The sequence below is a fragment of the Pseudomonas spelaei genome (assembly GCF_009724245.1).
Lineage (GTDB): Bacteria > Pseudomonadota > Gammaproteobacteria > Pseudomonadales > Pseudomonadaceae > Aquipseudomonas > Aquipseudomonas spelaei.
Genome location: NZ_WNNK01000007.1, coordinates 206,713 through 222,862 on the forward strand (window position 1 = coordinate 206,713; position 16,150 = coordinate 222,862).

Annotated in this window: 16 protein-coding genes; 3 read left to right on the forward strand and 13 right to left on the reverse strand. The window is 60.9% G+C overall.

Translation table 11 applies throughout. The annotated features are described in order from the left end of the window. The first annotated feature begins 70 nt into the window (after positions 1-70). Positions 71-1,123, forward strand: coding sequence for an NAD(P)-dependent alcohol dehydrogenase (locus GNF76_RS10755; RefSeq protein ID WP_155583138.1), 1,053 nt, complete (start codon positions 71-73; stop codon positions 1,121-1,123). Here GNF76_RS10755 and GNF76_RS10760 read toward each other — a convergent pair whose 3' ends face one another. From GNF76_RS10760 to GNF76_RS10785, 6 genes are all read right to left on the reverse strand, one after another. Next, positions 1,124-1,927: an IclR family transcriptional regulator gene (locus tag GNF76_RS10760; RefSeq protein WP_155583139.1), complete on the reverse strand. Its 804-nt coding sequence runs from the start codon at positions 1,925-1,927 to the stop codon at positions 1,124-1,126. 205 nt (positions 1,928-2,132) lie between these two features. Beyond that, positions 2,133-3,098, reverse strand: coding sequence for an L-arabinose ABC transporter permease AraH (araH, locus tag GNF76_RS10765; protein ID WP_155583140.1), 966 nt, complete (start codon positions 3,096-3,098; stop codon positions 2,133-2,135). A gap of 16 nt (positions 3,099-3,114) precedes the next feature. Continuing rightward, entirely contained in the window at positions 3,115-4,623 is a 1,509-nt protein-coding gene (gene araG, locus GNF76_RS10770; protein WP_155583141.1) for an L-arabinose ABC transporter ATP-binding protein AraG, read from the reverse strand. Further along, complete coding sequence (locus tag GNF76_RS10775) at positions 4,620-5,609, reverse strand: substrate-binding domain-containing protein (RefSeq protein ID WP_155583142.1); 990 nt, start codon at positions 5,607-5,609, stop codon at positions 4,620-4,622. Before GNF76_RS10775 ends, araG begins: the two co-directional genes overlap by 4 nt. Before the next feature lie 33 nt (positions 5,610-5,642). Beyond that, positions 5,643-6,464: an SDR family oxidoreductase gene (locus tag GNF76_RS10780; RefSeq protein ID WP_155583143.1), complete on the reverse strand. Its 822-nt coding sequence runs from the start codon at positions 6,462-6,464 to the stop codon at positions 5,643-5,645. 327 nt (positions 6,465-6,791) lie between these two features. Then, a complete protein-coding gene (locus GNF76_RS10785; RefSeq protein WP_155583144.1) occupies positions 6,792-7,271 on the reverse strand; it encodes a GNAT family N-acetyltransferase in 480 nt (159 codons plus the stop codon). Positions 7,272-7,384: 113 nt separating this feature from the next. Here GNF76_RS10785 and GNF76_RS10790 point away from each other — a divergent pair, with 113 nt between their 5' ends. Continuing rightward, positions 7,385-8,029 carry an HD domain-containing protein gene (locus tag GNF76_RS10790; RefSeq protein ID WP_155583145.1) on the forward strand — a complete coding sequence of 215 codons (645 nt, stop codon included), beginning with the start codon at positions 7,385-7,387 and terminating at the stop codon, positions 8,027-8,029. 113 nt (positions 8,030-8,142) lie between these two features. Then, on the forward strand, positions 8,143-9,372 hold the full coding sequence (locus GNF76_RS10795; RefSeq protein ID WP_155583146.1) for an MFS transporter: 1,230 nt from the start codon (positions 8,143-8,145) through the stop codon (positions 9,370-9,372). 69 nt (positions 9,373-9,441) lie between these two features. Here the strand turns inward: GNF76_RS10795 and GNF76_RS10800 are convergent, their stop codons facing one another. From GNF76_RS10800 to GNF76_RS10830, 7 genes are all read right to left on the reverse strand, one after another. Beyond that, positions 9,442-10,362 carry a PfkB family carbohydrate kinase gene (locus GNF76_RS10800; protein WP_155583147.1) on the reverse strand — a complete coding sequence of 307 codons (921 nt, stop codon included), beginning with the start codon at positions 10,360-10,362 and terminating at the stop codon, positions 9,442-9,444. Beyond that, entirely contained in the window at positions 10,355-11,821 is a 1,467-nt protein-coding gene (locus tag GNF76_RS10805; RefSeq protein WP_155583148.1) for a purine-cytosine permease family protein, read from the reverse strand. Before GNF76_RS10805 ends, GNF76_RS10800 begins: the two co-directional genes overlap by 8 nt. Positions 11,822-12,014: 193 nt before the next feature. Further along, entirely contained in the window at positions 12,015-13,016 is a 1,002-nt protein-coding gene (locus tag GNF76_RS10810; protein ID WP_155583149.1) for an ADP-ribosylglycohydrolase family protein, read from the reverse strand. Next, the gene (locus tag GNF76_RS10815; protein ID WP_155583150.1) at positions 13,013-13,726 is read right to left on the reverse strand and encodes a GntR family transcriptional regulator; all 714 of its coding nucleotides are present in this window, start codon (positions 13,724-13,726) and stop codon (positions 13,013-13,015) included. The genes GNF76_RS10810 and GNF76_RS10815 overlap by 4 nt, the downstream gene beginning before the upstream one ends. A gap of 70 nt (positions 13,727-13,796) precedes the next feature. After that, positions 13,797-14,357, reverse strand: a complete 561-nt coding sequence (locus GNF76_RS10820; protein WP_155583151.1) for a DUF1285 domain-containing protein — start codon at positions 14,355-14,357, stop codon at positions 13,797-13,799. Positions 14,358-14,374: 17 nt separating this feature from the next. Beyond that, positions 14,375-14,980 (reverse strand): DUF4823 domain-containing protein, encoded by a 606-nt coding sequence (locus tag GNF76_RS10825; protein ID WP_155583152.1) that lies wholly within the window; start codon positions 14,978-14,980, stop codon positions 14,375-14,377. A 74-nt stretch (positions 14,981-15,054) separates the two neighbouring features. After that, positions 15,055-16,023 (reverse strand): GTP 3',8-cyclase MoaA, encoded by a 969-nt coding sequence (locus tag GNF76_RS10830; protein WP_155583153.1) that lies wholly within the window; start codon positions 16,021-16,023, stop codon positions 15,055-15,057. Between the last annotated feature and the right edge of the window lie 127 nt (positions 16,024-16,150).

Sequence of the window (16,150 nt, forward strand, 5' to 3'; positions counted from 1 at the left end):
CCATGGCCGTCGCAGGGGCCGGCGCCCAGAATGCCCCACCTCACCTGTCACTGCTTTTGCGAGGTTCTCCATGTACACCGCCATCGGTTACGCCGCCCAGTCAGCCACCACTCCTCTCGCCCCCATGTCCTTCGAACGCCGCAGCCCGCGCGCCGATGACGTGGCGATCGAAATCCTCTACTGCGGCGTGTGCCACTCCGACATCCACCAGGCGCGCAACGAATGGGGCATCGCCGTGTACCCGCTGATGCCGGGCCACGAGATCGTCGGCAAGGTCACAGCCGTCGGCGCCAGCGTCACCGCGCATAAAGTCGGCGACCTGGTCGGTGTTGGCTGCATGGTCGACTCGTGCCGCCATTGCGACGCCTGCCACGCAGACCTGGAGCAATACTGCCTCGAAGGCCCGACCATGACCTACGCCACCCCCGACCGGGTGGACGGCAGCAACACCATGGGCGGCTACTCCGACAGTATCGTGGTCAGCGAACACTTTGTGGTGAAGATCCCGGCCACGCTCGACCTGGCCAGCGCCGCGCCGATTCTCTGCGCCGGCGTCACCATGTACTCGCCGATCAAGCACTACGGGATCAAGGCCGGTGACAAGGTGGGCGTGCTGGGCATGGGTGGTCTGGGCCACATGGGCATCAAGCTGGCCAAGGCCATCGGCGCCGAAGTCACGCTGTTTACCCGCTCCGCCAGCAAGGCTGAAGAAGGCCGTCGCCAGGGCGCCGATCACGTGATCGTGTCCACCGACGAGGCGCAGATGCAAGCTGCGGCTGGGCATTTCGACTTCCTGCTGGACACTATTCCGGTGCAGCACGACCTGAACCCCTACCTCGACGTGCTGCGTTTTGACGGCGTGCATATTCTGGTTGGATTGGTTGAACCCGTGGACCCGCCCGTCAACGCCGCCAAACTTATCCTGGGCCGTAAAGTGCTGGCTGGCTCGATGATCGGTGGCATTGCCGAAACCCAGGAAGTCCTGGATTTCTGCGCCGAACACGGCATCAGTTGCGACATCGAAATGCTCGACATTCGCCACATCAACGAAGCCTACACCCGCATGATCGCGGGCGATGTGAAGTACCGCTTCGTGATCGACATGGCGACCTTGAAGGCCTGATCAGGCCTTCGCGCCCAACTCCGCTGACAGCCTGGCTGCGACCTGTTTGACCACAGGTATCAGCTCGGCCATTTTTTCCAGCGGCATGTAGGGCACGGTACTGGCGATGCTGATGCCGGCGACAATCCGCCGGCTGGCATCGCGCACCGGTGCCGCCACGCAACGGATCGACGGTTCGTTGTCTTCCAGATCGAACGCATAACCGCCCGCCACATACTCTTGCATGCGCTGCTCGAACTGCGCCCAGGACTGTTCCGGGTGCTGCGGCCACTGCAGGCTTTTCCCGCCTGCCGGCAAGCTGACCTGATACAGGCGCTGCCACTCTTCCACCGTGTCATCCAGCAGCAAGGCCTTGCCGATCCCGGTACGCGCCAGCGGCATCCGATGGCCGACCCGCGAACGCATTTCCGGGCCGTTGCGGCCAGGATTCTTGTGCAGGTAGAGCACGTCGTCGAACTCACGAATGGCCAGGTGGATGGTGTCGCCGGTCAGCGCCGATAACTCGTCCAGATACGGAACGGCCAACGTCACCAGGGGCAGCTCTTCACGAGCCTGAAAGCCCAACTCGATCAGCTTCGGGCCCAGCAGGTAGCCGACTTGTGGCACCACGCGCAGGTAGCGTTCTTCCACCAGGCAACTGGCCAGGCGGTGAGTGGTGCTGCGCGTGGTGCCGATGCGCTTGGCAATCTCCTTGAGATCGCGCGCGCCGGCGGCCACCGCTTGCACCACGCCCAGGCCACGCAGCAGGGTCTGGGTGCCGGTGGGGGCGGCGTCTTTGACGGGTGTGTGGGCGTTTTCCTGCATATCGGGCCTATGTGGTGGAACGAAAACGAGCGGCATTATGGCAAATGCTGACCATCAAAACAGAGAAGATCAAAATGTAGCCGCTGCCGAGGTACGAGGCTGCGATGCGCGTCCGCAGGACCGCCCAGGAGGGCCGCTGCGCAGCCCATCGCAGCCTCGTACCTCGGCAGCGGCTACAGCGGCAGCGCCCACATTGGATCGATTGTTATCGCTGCTTCATGCGGTCGATAATCACCGCCAGCAACAGGATCGAGCCGCGAATCACATATTGGTAGAAGGTGTCGATGTTCTTCAGGTTCATCGCGTTTTCGATGATCGCCAGGATCAGCACCCCGGCAATCACATGCCGAATCATGCCAATACCACCGCTCAGCGACACCCCGCCCAATACGCACGCAGAGATCACCGTCAGCTCAAAGCCCTGGCCGATCATCGGCTGGCCCGAGGTCATCCGCGACGCCAGGATCACCCCCGCCAACGCCCCGATCACACCGTGTACGGCAAAGATGATGATCTTGGTCCGATCAACATTCACCCCGGCCAACAGCGCCGCCTCCTGATTACCGCCGATGGCCATGGTGTTGCGCCCATAGGTGGTGTAGTTCAGCAGCCAACCGAAGAATACAAAGCACAGCACGGTGATGACAATCGGCACCGGCACACCAAACAGTTGGCCGTTACCGAACACGAAGAAACCTTCGTCCATCACGCCAACGGCCTTGCCGTTGGAAAAAATATAAGCCAGCCCCCGGACGATTTGCATCGTCGCCAAGGTCGCAATCAGCGCATTGATTCGCAGCTTGGCAATAACGATGCCGTTGATCAGCCCTACCACCAGTCCCATCGCCAACGCGGCCGACACGCCAAGCACAACACTGTCAGTGTCACGAATCACGATCCCCGCCACTACGCCTGAGCAGGCGATCACCGAGCCCACCGACAAGTCGAAGTGCCCCGACGCCAGGCAAAACAACATGGTGCAGGCGGCAATCCCAACGGTAGAAATTGCCAGGCCCAGGCCGCGCATATTCAGCGGCGAGAGGAAGTTGTCGATGAACACGGCGCTGAGCACAAAGATGCTCAAGGCCGCCAGCAGCATGACCCAATCATCGAGAAACTTGCGCTGGTTGAACCCCGGCCAAAAGCTTCTCGCGGTTTTTACCTGTGACATACCCACCTCGTATTCTTCAGTCCCGCGTACGCGGAAGCGCTAATTGCAGCAGCCGTGCTTCGTCCGCTTGGTCGCGGGTCAGTTCGCCAGTCAAAGCACCTTCGCTCATCACCAGGATGCGGTCAGAGATGCCCATCACTTCCATCAAGTCGCTGGACACCACGATCACCGCAATGCCGCTGGCCGCCAGGTTGTGGATGATCTGGTAGATCTCGGATTTGGCGCCGATGTCGATACCGCGAGTCGGCTCATCCAGCAGCAGGACCTTCATTGGCATCGACAACCAGCGGCCCAAAATAGCCTTCTGCTGGTTGCCGCCGGAGAGGTACAGAATCGGTTGATCCGCTGACGGCGTGCGCACATTCATTGCGCTGATCTGTCGCTGTGCGTTGTCCCGCTCCCAGCCGCCCTGGATCAGCCAGCCAAAGCGTGCATGGTCGCGGCGGGCGCTGATATTGATGTTCTCCGCGACACTGGCACGAGGCACGATGCCTTCCTTCTTGCGGTCCTCCGGACACAGCAACACACCGGCGGCAATCGCATCCCGTGGCGACTTGAACGTCTGCGCCTGACCATGCAGCACCAGTGCGCCCTGCTCGCTGCGAGACAGCCCGGCCAACAGTCGCAACAGCTCCGTGCGCCCTGCCCCGACCAGGCCGAACAGTCCAAGAATCTCGCCCTTATCGACCTTCAGGCTTACGGGCTCCTGCAACCCCGGCCCAAGCAAGCCCTCGACCCGCAGCGCCTCGCCAAAATGTTCGCGAGCCCGGTAGTTGTAGATGTCCTGGATATCGCGCCCGACCATGCAATTAACCAGTTGATCGACGTTCAACTGCTGCATGTCCTCGAACGTGCGCACAAAACGCCCGTCCTTGAACACCGTCACCGCATCGCAAATCCGGAAGACTTCTTCCATACGGTGGGACACATAAAGGATCACCCGGCCTTCATCCCGCAGCCGGGCGATGATCACCATCAACCGCTCGATCTCCCGGGCCGAGAGGCTGCTGGTGGGCTCATCGAAGGCAATTACATGAGCATTGCGCGACATGGCCTTGGCGATTTCCACCAGTTGCCGTTGACCGAGGGACAGGCTGCCGAGGCGCACGTTCGGGTCAAGTTCGTCTGCCAGGCCTTTGAGTAACTCTCGGGCCTTGCGCACCATCGCCCCGCGATTGACCACGCCCCAGCGCGACGGCATATGCCCCAGCAACAGGTTTTCGGCGACGGTCATCTCCGGCACCAGTTGCAGTTCCTGGTGGATCACGGCGATGCCGTTGGCGATGCTGTCCGCCGCCGATCTGAAACTGACGCTGCGCTCGCCCAACTGCAAACTGCCGCTGTTGGGCGGATAGAAACCGCCGAGGATTTTCAGCAAGGTCGACTTGCCCGCGCCGTTCTCGCCCATCAGCGCGTGCACCGAATGGGGCCGCGCTTCAAAGCTGATCTGCGCCAGGGCCTTCACCCCGGGAAACTCCTTGCCGATGCCGTTGAAGCGCAGGGTATCGAAGGCGGCGCTGTTCATTTCCACAGACCGATCTTGCTCAACTCTTCCTTGAAGTTGGCGCGGGTGATCAAGGTCACGTTATCCAATGCGGTGAACTTGGCCGGCTCGGTGCCTTTGGTGACCCACTCGAACATTGCGGTGGCGGTTTTATAACCGGACGCATCAGGGCTGAGGAGCATCGAACCATAGAACCCGGTATCCGATTTTTTAAGCTCTTCAATGGCATCAGTGCCATTGATGCCCACACCGATCACGTTGGCGGCCTTGAAGCCGGCGCTTTCGGTGGCGCGTACGCCGCCCAGCACGGTGCTGTCGTTCATGCCGCCGATGATCAGGTTTTTCGCGCCGCTGGGCAGTTTCACCAGGGCCGAGTTGGTGGAGTCCATTGAGCCTGGAACGTCGAGGGTTTTCTGTGCGCTGAACAGGATGTGGTCGGCGGGAAGGCCGGCGGCCTTGAGGCCTTCCACCGAACCGTCGGTGCGTTTCTTGCCGGTTTCCAGCTCGTCAAAGGTGTTGATGACGGCGTAGGTGTCCTTCCAGTCCCAGTTACGGTGCTTGGCTTCGGTGGCCATGGCCTCGCCTTGTTTCTGGCCGATCTTGTAGGCGTCGAGGCCAACGTAAGGTACGTCTTCCATGGGCTTGCCCTTGGCGTCGACAAAGCGGTCATCCACCGCCAGCACCTTGAGATTGTTGAGCTTGGCCTTGGCCATGATCGCAGGACCGAGGGACACGTCCGGCGGGCAGATCACGAAGCCCTTGGCACCGTTGGCGGCGAGGGTGTCGATGGCTGAGAGGGTTTTCTCGCCGTCGGGCACGGCGATCTTGATCACGGTGAAGCCATGGTCCTTGCCGGCCTTTTCGGCAAAGGCCCATTCAGTCTGGAACCAGGGCTCTTCGGCTTGCTTGACCAGGAAGCCGATCTTCACTTCTTCGGCAGATGCAAGGGCACTGAGACTGCTGAGAGCAACGGCGACCGCCAGGGTGCGCACTGTCTTCTTGAACATAAACCACCTCTTGTTATGGGAGAGTTATAGGGTTTAGTCGTGGTACATCACCGACCGCCCGCCATCGATCATCAGGCAGGTGGCATTGATAAAGGGCGCTTCATCGGTGGCAAGAAACAACGCGGTCATCGCCACTTCAATGGGCTGGCCGATGCGCTTGGGCGGGTGCAGGTCGAAGGCGCGCTGGCGTTCGGCATGGGGGTCGGGGAAGCCGTTCCAGTAGTCGACGTTGAGCTGGGTTTCGATATAACCCGGCGCAATGGCATTCACGCGGATGCCCTTGGGTGCATATTCGATGCCCAGGGCGCGGGTCAGGCCGAGCAAGCCGTGCTTGGCCACCGGATAGGGAAAGCAGCCGGGAATGATGTGGCTGGAATGGGTCGAGGCGATGTTGATGATGTTGCCGATGCCCTGCTCGATCATGTGCGGCAACACGGTACGGCAGCCGAACCAGGCGCCGTCCAGGTCGATGGCGAAGCAACGACGCCAGTCTTCGTCGGTCATCTCCAGCGGGTCGCGAAACACGTTGACGCCCGCGCAGTTGATCAGCACATCGATACGGCCAAAGCGTTCGATGGCGACATCCACCAGCGCGCGCCATTGGTCCTTGGAGGTGATGTCGACGGGTTGCGCGTAGATCTGGGCACCGCGTTCACGCCAATGGGCGGCGACCGCTTCGACCTTCTCGCCCTGGATATCACCGATCACCAGACGCGCCTGCTGGGCCTGGAAGCAGGCCACGATGACCTCGCCGATGCCCTGGGCAGCGCCGGTGATGATCACCACTTTGTTTTTCAGCCGCTCGCCGTAAGTCGGCTCGGGCACGGCGGGTAACGACAACGGTTGTGCCTGCATCGCTTCACCTGTTTTATTTTTGGTAGTGAGTGCTGATGCAGAAGACTATAAACCCAGAACCTGAAACATCTCAATATATAATTACTCATCCCACATACTGAGAAATCATACAAAAAAACTGACAACCGTCAGTTAGGTGAAAGCAGCCCTACAAGGCAACGAAAAACAAATGTGGGAGCTGTCGAGCTCCAGCGAGGCTGCGATTGCGGTGGGCCCGTCAACCTCAATGCTGGCAGTGCCGACGCCATCGCAGCCTCGCTAAAGCTCGACAGCTCCCACAGTTGATCTTTGTAGTCTTGAGCATTGCGGGTTAGATCGCTCCCACCCTCAGCCTTGGGCAAATTCGCGCAGTGCATCGCCTTCCATCCGGTAGCGCACCCATTCTTCCTGAGGCTGGGCACCAATGGACTTGTAGAACGCAATGGCCGGTTCGTTCCAGTCCAGCACGCTCCACTCGAAACGTCCGCAGCCGTTATCGAAGGCGATTTTCGCCAGGTGCCGCAGCAACTTCTTGCCCGCCCCGCCGCCGCGCTGCTCCGGGTTGATGTAGAGGTCTTCCAGGTACAGGCAGTTACTGCCCAGCCAGGTGGAATAGCTGAAAAAGAACACCGCGAAACCAATCGGCAAACCGTCCCGCAGACAAATCAGGCCATGGGCGGTGGCGCCTTCACTGAACAGGCTGCGCTCGATATCCACCACGCTGGCGATCACTTCGTGGCGGGCTTTCTCGTAGTCGGCCAGCTCCGTGATGAAGGTCAGGATCTGCGCAGCATCGCTGGGCACGGCGGGGCGAATCTCGATGGTCATGGACGGGCCTTGAGGTCAAAGGAAAGGACACATACTAAGGGGGTTTGATGACTGATTGCAGTGCAATTTCATTCGCGACTACTCTATGAGGCATCCGTCCAACGAGAATCCTCATGCCCTTCTCTCCCTTGTCCGCCCTTGCCGATACCTTGCTGCCTCACGCCCTGGAACCTTCAGAAGACGGCGCCCACGACCTGTCCCATTTGCAGCGGGTATGGCACAACGCGCGCTCGATTCAGGCCAAAGAAGGGGGTGACCTGGAGGTGCTGCTGGCGGCGGTGTTGTTGCATGACTGCGTGGCGGTGGAAAAGAACTCACCCTTGCGTTCCAAAGCTTCAGCGCTGGCCGCGGCCAAGGCCGGGAAGGTTTTGCAGGCTCTGGATTGGCAACCTGTCCGTATCGCCGCCGTCACCCATGCCATCGAGACTCACAGTTTCTCCGCCGGGCTTACGCCCAACTCCCTGGAAGCCAGGATCGTCCAGGATGCCGACCGCCTCGACTCCCTGGGCATGATCGGCGTGGCCCGCACGTTCTATACCGCCGGACGCATGGGCAGCGGTTTGTATGATCCGGCTGATCCTACTGCCCTGAACCGGGACTATGACGACAAGCGCTTTTGCCTTGATCACTTCCAGACCAAGCTGCTGCACCTGGCCGATGGCTTCCAAACGGCGGCGGGACAACACATGGCGCAGGTTCGCCATCAGCGGCTCAAGGGGTTCATGGAGACGTTCATTGAAGAGATCGGCGCCCAATAAATGCGCAATTACTCCGCCCGGCGCTAATGCAAAAACCGCTAACCACTGAACAAACCGTCTTGCCGCGCATGGTAAAAAACCTGGCATAAATCCAACGACTCACAGGCTTGCCCATGCGCTCCACTCCACCGGTTGACGGAAAACTGTTCGCCCTGTTCTGCCTTGCCAGCTACCTGCTGTCGCTGTCGTACGGCTCGACCTTTCTGCTGTCGCTGCTGATTCACGCCCGAGGTGGCAATGAGCATGACGCCGGGAGCGTGATCTCCATGGCGATGCTCAGTACCTTCGTCGCGGTCATGGTGTCCGGGCATTTGTCGGACGCCCTGGGCGCGGCCCGCTCCATTGCCTGCCTGGGTGTCTTGCTGGTGGTAGCCTGCCTGGGCTTTGCCCTGGCACCCGGGTTTGGCGAAGGCTTGATGCTCTTCGGTTTATCCCTGGGGTTGGGCTGGGGCGTGTTTTACACCTTGGGTCCGATCATTGTGGCGATGCTGGTGGAGCCGACGCAACGCGCCAAATACTTTGCCCTGCTGTCGGGCAGCATGATGACCGGCATCGGCTCGGGGCCGCTGCTGGGGCGCGCGGCAAATGCCCTCGACCTGCCGCTGACCGCAGCGTTCTACATCGCCGCACTCGCGAGCCTGGCAGGCGTGGTGATGTTCTGGCGATTGGGTGCACAGCTCAAGCAGCGACCCAACCTGTTGGGCGTCTCGGCCGTGTCGAAAATCTCCTGGTCCGCCACACGCCAGGTGCTGTCCTCCAAAGCGGTGTTCGCCATCATCATGGTCGGCCTGGGCGGTTGTGTGTTTGGTGGTTTGTCGTCGTTTCAAACCAGCTACGCAGCGGCTCATTCACTGGACTATTCATTGTTCTTCCTGGGGTTCATGAGCGCAGCGATCACCAGCCGCCTGTTGATCGCCAGCATCGTGGTCAAGCGCGATCCCTATTGGGCGTCGTGTGTCTTGTCTGGAGTGATGCTGGTGTCGATCCTGATGTTCGGTTTCCTGGTCAACGACAGCTTCAGTTACCTGCTGGCGGCCATCACCCTGGGAGTGGGTTATGGCCTGACCTATTCAGTGATCAACGGCCTGGCAGCCAATGAGGCACCGGCGGGCACTACGTCCCAGGCACTGCTGCTGTTCAGCCTGTCGTACTTTATCGGGGTGTTCGGCTTTCCGTTGCTGGCCGGCAAGGTCATCGTCGAATACGGCATGTCGACCCTGTTGATGAGCGTGTTGGCCGTGGCTTCGCTTAACTGGCTGATCACCGTGGGGCGGTTGATTTGGCGCCGGGCGGCGATGATTCCAACACCCCCGGGGCACCGAAACAGCCCAAGTCCTGAATGACGAGAACACCTTCGTAGCTGCAGCCGGTCATGGGATCGCACCGTGCTGAAGGGCGCCTGTTCTGCCGACTCAGGCCTGCGCCAACAACGCATCCACTTCAGCGGTGCCCGGTGACGTCGCCGGCCCCCAGCGGGTGACCGCCAACGCAGCGGCCGCATTGGCACGCCTGGCCGCAACGGCCGGTGCCAACCCGTTGGCCAAACCGGCAATGAACACCCCGGCATGGGCATCGCCCGCGCCGTTGCTGTCGACCGCCTGGACCTTGAACCCCGGCACATGTTCAGACTGCCCATGACGGCTGATCCAGCAACCGTTCGGGCCATCTCGCACCACCAGCAGCGTCTCGCCAGGCAGATGATCGTTGAGTTTGAGCAGCGCTTGGGCGATGTCTCCCGCACCGGTAAAAGCCAAGGCCTCCGGGCCGTTGCTGGTCCAGATATCGATGCGTGGCAACAAGTCGACCATCAACGAAGAATCAGGCGCCTTGACCAGCGGCCCCGGATCGAACACCACAGTAATCTGGCGCGGCAAGGCCAACAGCCAATCGATCAAGGCCTGGGACTTGCCCTCCAGCAACAAGCTGTAGCCGCTGACGTACACATAGTCGTCGGCATGGGGCACGGCGCTGGCCAAGTCTTCGGCACTCAGCTCACCTTCAGCACCGATATGGGAGATGAAGGTGCGCTCGGTGGTGGTTTCAGTCAGTGACACGCACAGGCCAGTGTCCTTGTTGTCACTGGCCGCCAGGGCCATTTCAATGCCCTCGGCCTGCATCGCAGCACGCGCCAGGTCGCCAAAGCGCCCCGTACCGTGCCGCCCCAGATAGACCACCGGCAAACCGTTGCGCCGGGCGGCGGCCATCACGTTGAAGCCACCGCCGGCTTCGAAGCTGGCGGACTTGGCCAATACGTCACCGCCGGTTGCCGGCAAGGTGTCGAGGGACATGACCAGGTCGACGATGACCTGGCCGCTGTGAATCAATCTAGACATTGTGGCTCTCTACTAACGCCGGGCGACGATCAGCAGCACCGCCCAATACCGCATACATCCCGCCGGCCACCAGGAAGGTGACAATCCAGCCCAGGCCGTTATGGCCCAACCAGGAATCCGACAACGGCCCAGCGAACCAGATGTTCTCGGCGGTGGTGCCGATGGTGGTGAAGCTGAAACCCAACACAATGGCGACCACCCAGGCACCGAATGCTCGCCATTCAATCCCGCCGCGATACCAGTAGGCGCTGCTCGGCGTGACGTCCAGCAGGTCCTTGGCGCTGTAGTAGTGGCGATGAATCAGGTCGACCACAAAGATCCCTACCCAAGCAGTGATCGGCACGGCCAGCAGCGAGATGAAGGTGATGAATGGGCCGTAGAAGCTGTCGGCGATCAGCATGAAGTAGATGGAACCGGCGAAGATCGCAACGATGTCGACAATCACCGCGTGAACGCGCTTGACCTTCAAGCCGAGGGTCAAGGTGGTCAGGCCCGCCGAATACACGGAGAGGTTATTGGAAAGCAGCAGCCCGCCAAACGCGGTGATCAGGTATGGCACGGCCATCCAGGTAGGCAGCATGTCGCGGATCGCGATGATCGGGTCAGTGGCCGAGGCCAGGTCGTTATTGCCCACCGACAGCAAGCCGCCCAGGGTGATCAGCAGCACCAGCGGAATCCCCGCACCGAAGGCGGCAGACGCCACCAGGCGCACGGCCTTGACGCTGCGATGCTGGTAGCGGGACATGTCCGCCCCGGCGTTGGCCCAACCGATACCGGTGCCGGCGGCCATGGTGCCGACGCCAATAATCATCGCACTGAGCGGTGCCGGAGTGGCATTGAATACCGCGCTCCAGTCGATAGTCGCGCAGAGGAATCCGCCCACCAGAATGTTCAGCGCGCCGAAGACGTAGGTCGCCCACTTCTGAATCACCAGCAAGGTGGCGTGGCCCAGACCGGAAACGGCCAGGGTCAGCAGCACAAAAATGCCGATGAACAGCAAGGTCAGCAGCGGCGCACTTTTTGCGGCCACGGGCGAGTTGAACAGGATCGAGCACAACGACAGCAGCACAAAGGCCGCCGTGGTGGTGTTGACGGTTTCCCAGCCCAGGCGCGACATCAGCGAGACCAGGGTTGGGCCGATATTGCCGCGTACGCCGAAGATCGCTCGGGACAAGGTCAGGCTCGGCGCACGGCCACGACGGCCGGCGATGGAAATAATCCCCACCACGGCGAACGAACCGGCGGCACCGAGGATCGCGACGATGATGGCTTGCCAGATCGCCAGCCCGCGAAAGGCCACCAGCGTCGCCCCCAACGGCAAGCCGAGGATGCTGATGTTGGCGGCAAACCAGACCCAGAACAGCTGCAGCGGATGGCCGTTGCACTCGCTTTCCGGGACGGGTTCGATGCCACGCGTTTCCAATTGCCCGGCGCCTTGGCCGGAAGAAGTCGAACTCATGATGGGGTGCTCCTGGTGCCTGTTTTTGTGGTTGTGGCAGTTTCGGAAGTCGAATCAACATCCCGGCACTCCTGTGGGAGCCGGGCTTGCCCGCGATGCTGACGACTCGGACTTTCAGGGAAACCGAGGCGATACCATCGCAGGCAAGCCAGCTCCCACATGAACCCGGTTCCTGCAAATGGGTCTGTGGCGCTTAACGCAACGCCAACAGCCCTTGAACCAGCGGCTGCAGATCCAGGCCATTGGCGGTCTTGACCTGCTCGATCATCGCCTCAGGCCAGCACGCCATTCCCAGGCACGCGCCGAGCATCGCACCGAGAATCGCGGCAATGGTGTCGGTGTCGCCGCCAAGGCTGGCGGCCATGCACAAGGCTTCAAAAGCGTCCATCTCACCCACGGCCACTTGCTGCGCGAGGGCAAACGACACCACCACCGACTCCTGGGAAGCAACGGAAGTACCGATCAATTCGTAGAGCAGGTCGGTAAACAACGCTTTGTCGCTGCTGCCGACACTCAGGGTCCGCGCCCAACTGATGCGGGTGCCGATACGCCCACCGGCGACCCAGTGCCCATGGCTTTCGGCCTGTTGCGCGATCCGGGTGCCAATGTTCAGCGCTTCTCCCAGGTCCTCGCCATTGATACCGGCCGAAACCACCGCCGCCACCGCTGCCGCGCTGGCAATGCCAAGGGTGGTGTTGTGAGTCACCTGGCAGGCCTGGATCACCGACTGGATGAACTGTTCAGGGTTGGCAACGTTTGCCGCGATGCCCACTGGCGTAATGCGCATGGCTGCGCCATTGGTGGTGCCGTAGCGCCCGGATTCTTCCGGCGTGTGCCCGGCCAGGATCATGTCGATCGCGCGTTTGGTCGAGGGGCCCAGCAGGTCCTGGGAGCCTTTGGCGCGCATCACCGCTTCCCAGTCGATCAGGCGCTGGGCGAGCACTGTCGGCTCGATCTTGCCTTGGCCGTCCACCAGCAACTGACCCACCAGGATTGCCTGTTCGGTGTCATCGGTGATGGAGCCCTTGGGCATGTTGGGCGCAATGGGCTGGTCGGCTCCGGCGTCTTCCAGGGCCGTGATTTCACCGAAGCGTGCCTTGACCTGCTCGCGGCTCAAGGACTGGGTCGGCATACCCAGGGCGTCGCCCAGGGCCAGGCCGTAGAAAGCGCCGAGGGCGCGAATGTGCGGGGTCATTTCGGCGTTCCAAATTGAAGGTGCAGGCGAAAGTGCAGCGGGTCGAGCAAGCTTTCGACGTATTCCATGAACCGCTCGCGACGGTCGTAGGTAGTGCGCAAGGCCCTGAGAAATACGGTACCGACCGGACGCCCCAACAGCTCGGCATCGACCTCGTTCAGCGGCTCGGCGCCAATCCACTGGTCACCGCCGGCGCCGACGTAGCCGTAGGCTGCCAGGGTGATGGTCAGGGAGTTATCGATCAGGCCGACACGCGGCAAGCTTTCCAGGCCACCGGAGGCAGGCATCAGGGAGCGCTCCAGGGACACGAAGGTGCCATCCGTGGTACGACGGCGACGATCGAGGGCAATGAACTGATCGCCACCGAAGCGGCTGAGCAAGTCCGGCCGCGTGACAGCTTCCAGGCGCAAGATATCGGCGATCACTAAAGCGCCGGTATCCGCCAGCGCCTGTGCCCAGCCACTGCGTTGATCAAGCACCATGCCATCGAAGGTGACGATGGAGCCGACGCCGCTCTGGGTAGCGATGTAGTTGCGACGCTTGAGCTCGGCGAGGGCTTCACGCAGGGTGCCGCGACTGACCGCAAACTCTTCGGCCAATTGGTGCTCGCCCGGCAACAGGAAACCGTCGACCATCGTCCCGCCCTCGATACGGCGGATCAGCTCATCGACGACGCGTTTTTTCTTATCAAATCGAACATGTCTAATCATGTACAAATTGATAACCGAAAGCGTGCCGCTACAGCAAGATAATTATTTCAAGGAAAGGAAAAATTCGGCCTCAAGGCTCCAGGCCAATGGGGAAAAACACACCGCAGCTCCAGACGCCAAGCCAGTTCTGACCGTTGATCGGGCGGCTCACCGCCAACTCCACCAACTGGTAGAAAGCGTTGCGATGCACCAGGGCTTCGAGGTTGTTGCGCACCAGCAGGTACGGCGCAGGTTCCTGGGTCTGCGGGTCGATCACCACTCGCAATGGGTGATCGGTACCGGCTTCGACCTGCTCTTCAACGTTGGTGGTAAAGCGCAAGACCTGGCTTTCACCCTGCCCGTCGACTTCCAGGGTCACCGCGACAAACGGCGCATCCTCGACCGTGATCCCGACCTTTTCCACTGGTGTGATCAAGAAGTAATCATCGCCGTCGCGGCGGATGATGTTGGAGAACAACTTGACCATGGGTTTGCGACCGATAGGCGTACCCAGGTAAAACCAGGTGCCATCGCGGGCGATGCGCATGTCGATGTCGCCGCAAAAGTCCGGATTCCACAGATGCACCGGTGCCGGACCTTTGCCCTTGGGCAATTGCGCCAACAAATCATTGGCCTTGGCGGAATCGGTCATGGGGTTCTCCTCAGGTCTTACTGATCACTCATGCCCAACAGGCTACGGGCGTATTGCGCCAGGGGCTTGGCAATCAGGTCTTCAGGTTTGGTGTCGTGGAACGTCAGTAAACCGCCACGACTGCGAATCCGCGCAGTATCAATCAAGTACTGGGTGCTGGTCTCGATCAACATGATCTGAATCACTCCGCTGTCGATCCCCAGGCGATCCACGGCCTGCTGGTCGGCCCATTCGTCAGCATTACCGATGCGGTCATCGGCGTTGGCGAAGCGGGTGTACAGCAAGTAATGGGCGCCAACGCTACGCGCCTCAGCCATCGCCTGTTCCAGCCCCTCCGGCGCGCGGGCGCGGCGGACCATGGGGAAATACTCGACAAAGCCGTTGAAGGCTTCTTCGGCCACCACGTTGGGACGCGGGTAGGCGCTGCCCGGCGGCGTAAACGCACCCTGGGCAATAAAGATAAAGGAATCGGGCTGCACGCGGATCGAGTTGGCGCGACGGGTATCACTGTGATCGAGAAGCCCGGCATCGCTCATCTGATAGCGAGTGCCTTCGGCCATATCGCTGACGGTCATGCAACCACCCAACGCCAGTGACGCCAGCAACAACACCAGACTACGCATCCTATCCTCCAAAAGCCGGTGACGGAAAACCGGCGAATGGGCACGAGATGCAGATTTTGCGCCAGCTTGGGGGATTAGCCGCCGATGATCTTCATCACCGTTGCTCCGCCCGAGAACGCCACTTCTTGCTTGTCGCCCAACGCCTTGACCAATAGCCGCTGCAAGGCCGGCAACGCCTGATGGCGGGGCTTGTCCAACAGGTCACCAACATAGTGACGATTACTCGACGACAGGCAGCCATGGAGCCAGCCCGTGGACGACAGCCGCAACCGCGAGCAGGTACGGCAGAACGGCACGCTTTCGTTGGCAATCACACCAAAGAAGCCTTTGCCCGGCACTTCATAACGCACGGCTGTGGCATCCACCGGGGCATCGGCTTGCAGGTATTCATGGTGGTCGCCAATCAGGCTCAGCAATTGCTGGAGGCTGACGAATTGCTGGAGGAAGGCATTGGCGTCAGTGGCCAAGTGGCCCATGCGCATCAGTTCGATGAAGCGCAACTCATAGCCGCGCTCCAGGCAATAGTCGAGCAGCGGCATGACCTGGTCGAGGTTCTGACCGCGCAACGGCACCATATTGACCTTGATCTTGATCCCGGCCGCGCTCGCCTGGTCCATACCATCGAGCACCGTGGCCAGATCGCCGCCGCGGGCAATGCTGCGAAAGCCGTCGGCATCCAGGGTATCGAGGGAAACATTGATCCGCCGAATCCCGGCGTCCACCAGCAGTGGCAGCTTGCGTGCCAGTAACTGACCATTGGTGGTCAGGCTGATGTCACTCAAGCCCATCTGCCCCACCGCCCCCATGAAGGCTTCCAGCTTGGGACTGACCAAAGGCTCACCACCGGTAATCCTCAGACGCTCGATACCCGCGGCTTCAATCAAATAGGCCACGCCACGCGCCATTGCCTCGGCCGACAGCTCATCCTGCGCAGCCACCAGCCGCTTGCCATTGGGCACGCAGTAGGTACACGCATAGTTACAGGCTGAGGTCAGGCTGATCCGCAAATTGCGGAATCGCCTGCCTTGTCGATCAACGATCATGGATCACTCCGGCAGAGGATAATTCGGGCGCGCTAAAACCTGACTCATAAATCAGATTTTAGCAAGGTCCTTGCCTGAGTATATTCCTGGGCTACTGCACCCGGCAGAAAATCATATCGCCATCATT

Coding starts and splice junctions, on each gene's coding strand:
- GNF76_RS10760 (WP_155583139.1), bottom strand. CDS start 1,927: ATGCAGGAAAACGCCCACACACCCGTCAAAGACGCCGCCCCCACCGGC.
- GNF76_RS10815 (WP_155583150.1), bottom strand. CDS start 13,726: ATGATTAGACATGTTCGATTTGATAAGAAAAAACGCGTCGTCGATGAG.
- GNF76_RS10780 (WP_155583143.1), bottom strand. CDS start 6,464: ATGCAGGCACAACCGTTGTCGTTACCCGCCGTGCCCGAGCCGACTTAC.
- GNF76_RS10795 (WP_155583146.1), top strand. CDS start 8,143: ATGCGCTCCACTCCACCGGTTGACGGAAAACTGTTCGCCCTGTTCTGC.
- GNF76_RS10775 (WP_155583142.1), bottom strand. CDS start 5,609: ATGTTCAAGAAGACAGTGCGCACCCTGGCGGTCGCCGTTGCTCTCAGC.
- GNF76_RS10790 (WP_155583145.1), top strand. CDS start 7,385: ATGCCCTTCTCTCCCTTGTCCGCCCTTGCCGATACCTTGCTGCCTCAC.
- araG (WP_155583141.1), bottom strand. CDS start 4,623: ATGAACAGCGCCGCCTTCGATACCCTGCGCTTCAACGGCATCGGCAAG.
- GNF76_RS10800 (WP_155583147.1), bottom strand. CDS start 10,362: ATGTCTAGATTGATTCACAGCGGCCAGGTCATCGTCGACCTGGTCATG.
- GNF76_RS10820 (WP_155583151.1), bottom strand. CDS start 14,357: ATGACCGATTCCGCCAAGGCCAATGATTTGTTGGCGCAATTGCCCAAG.
- araH (WP_155583140.1), bottom strand. CDS start 3,098: ATGTCACAGGTAAAAACCGCGAGAAGCTTTTGGCCGGGGTTCAACCAG.
- GNF76_RS10830 (WP_155583153.1), bottom strand. CDS start 16,023: ATGATCGTTGATCGACAAGGCAGGCGATTCCGCAATTTGCGGATCAGC.
- GNF76_RS10785 (WP_155583144.1), bottom strand. CDS start 7,271: ATGACCATCGAGATTCGCCCCGCCGTGCCCAGCGATGCTGCGCAGATC.
- GNF76_RS10755 (WP_155583138.1), top strand. CDS start 71: ATGTACACCGCCATCGGTTACGCCGCCCAGTCAGCCACCACTCCTCTC.
- GNF76_RS10805 (WP_155583148.1), bottom strand. CDS start 11,821: ATGAGTTCGACTTCTTCCGGCCAAGGCGCCGGGCAATTGGAAACGCGT.
- GNF76_RS10825 (WP_155583152.1), bottom strand. CDS start 14,980: ATGCGTAGTCTGGTGTTGTTGCTGGCGTCACTGGCGTTGGGTGGTTGC.
- GNF76_RS10810 (WP_155583149.1), bottom strand. CDS start 13,016: ATGACCCCGCACATTCGCGCCCTCGGCGCTTTCTACGGCCTGGCCCTG.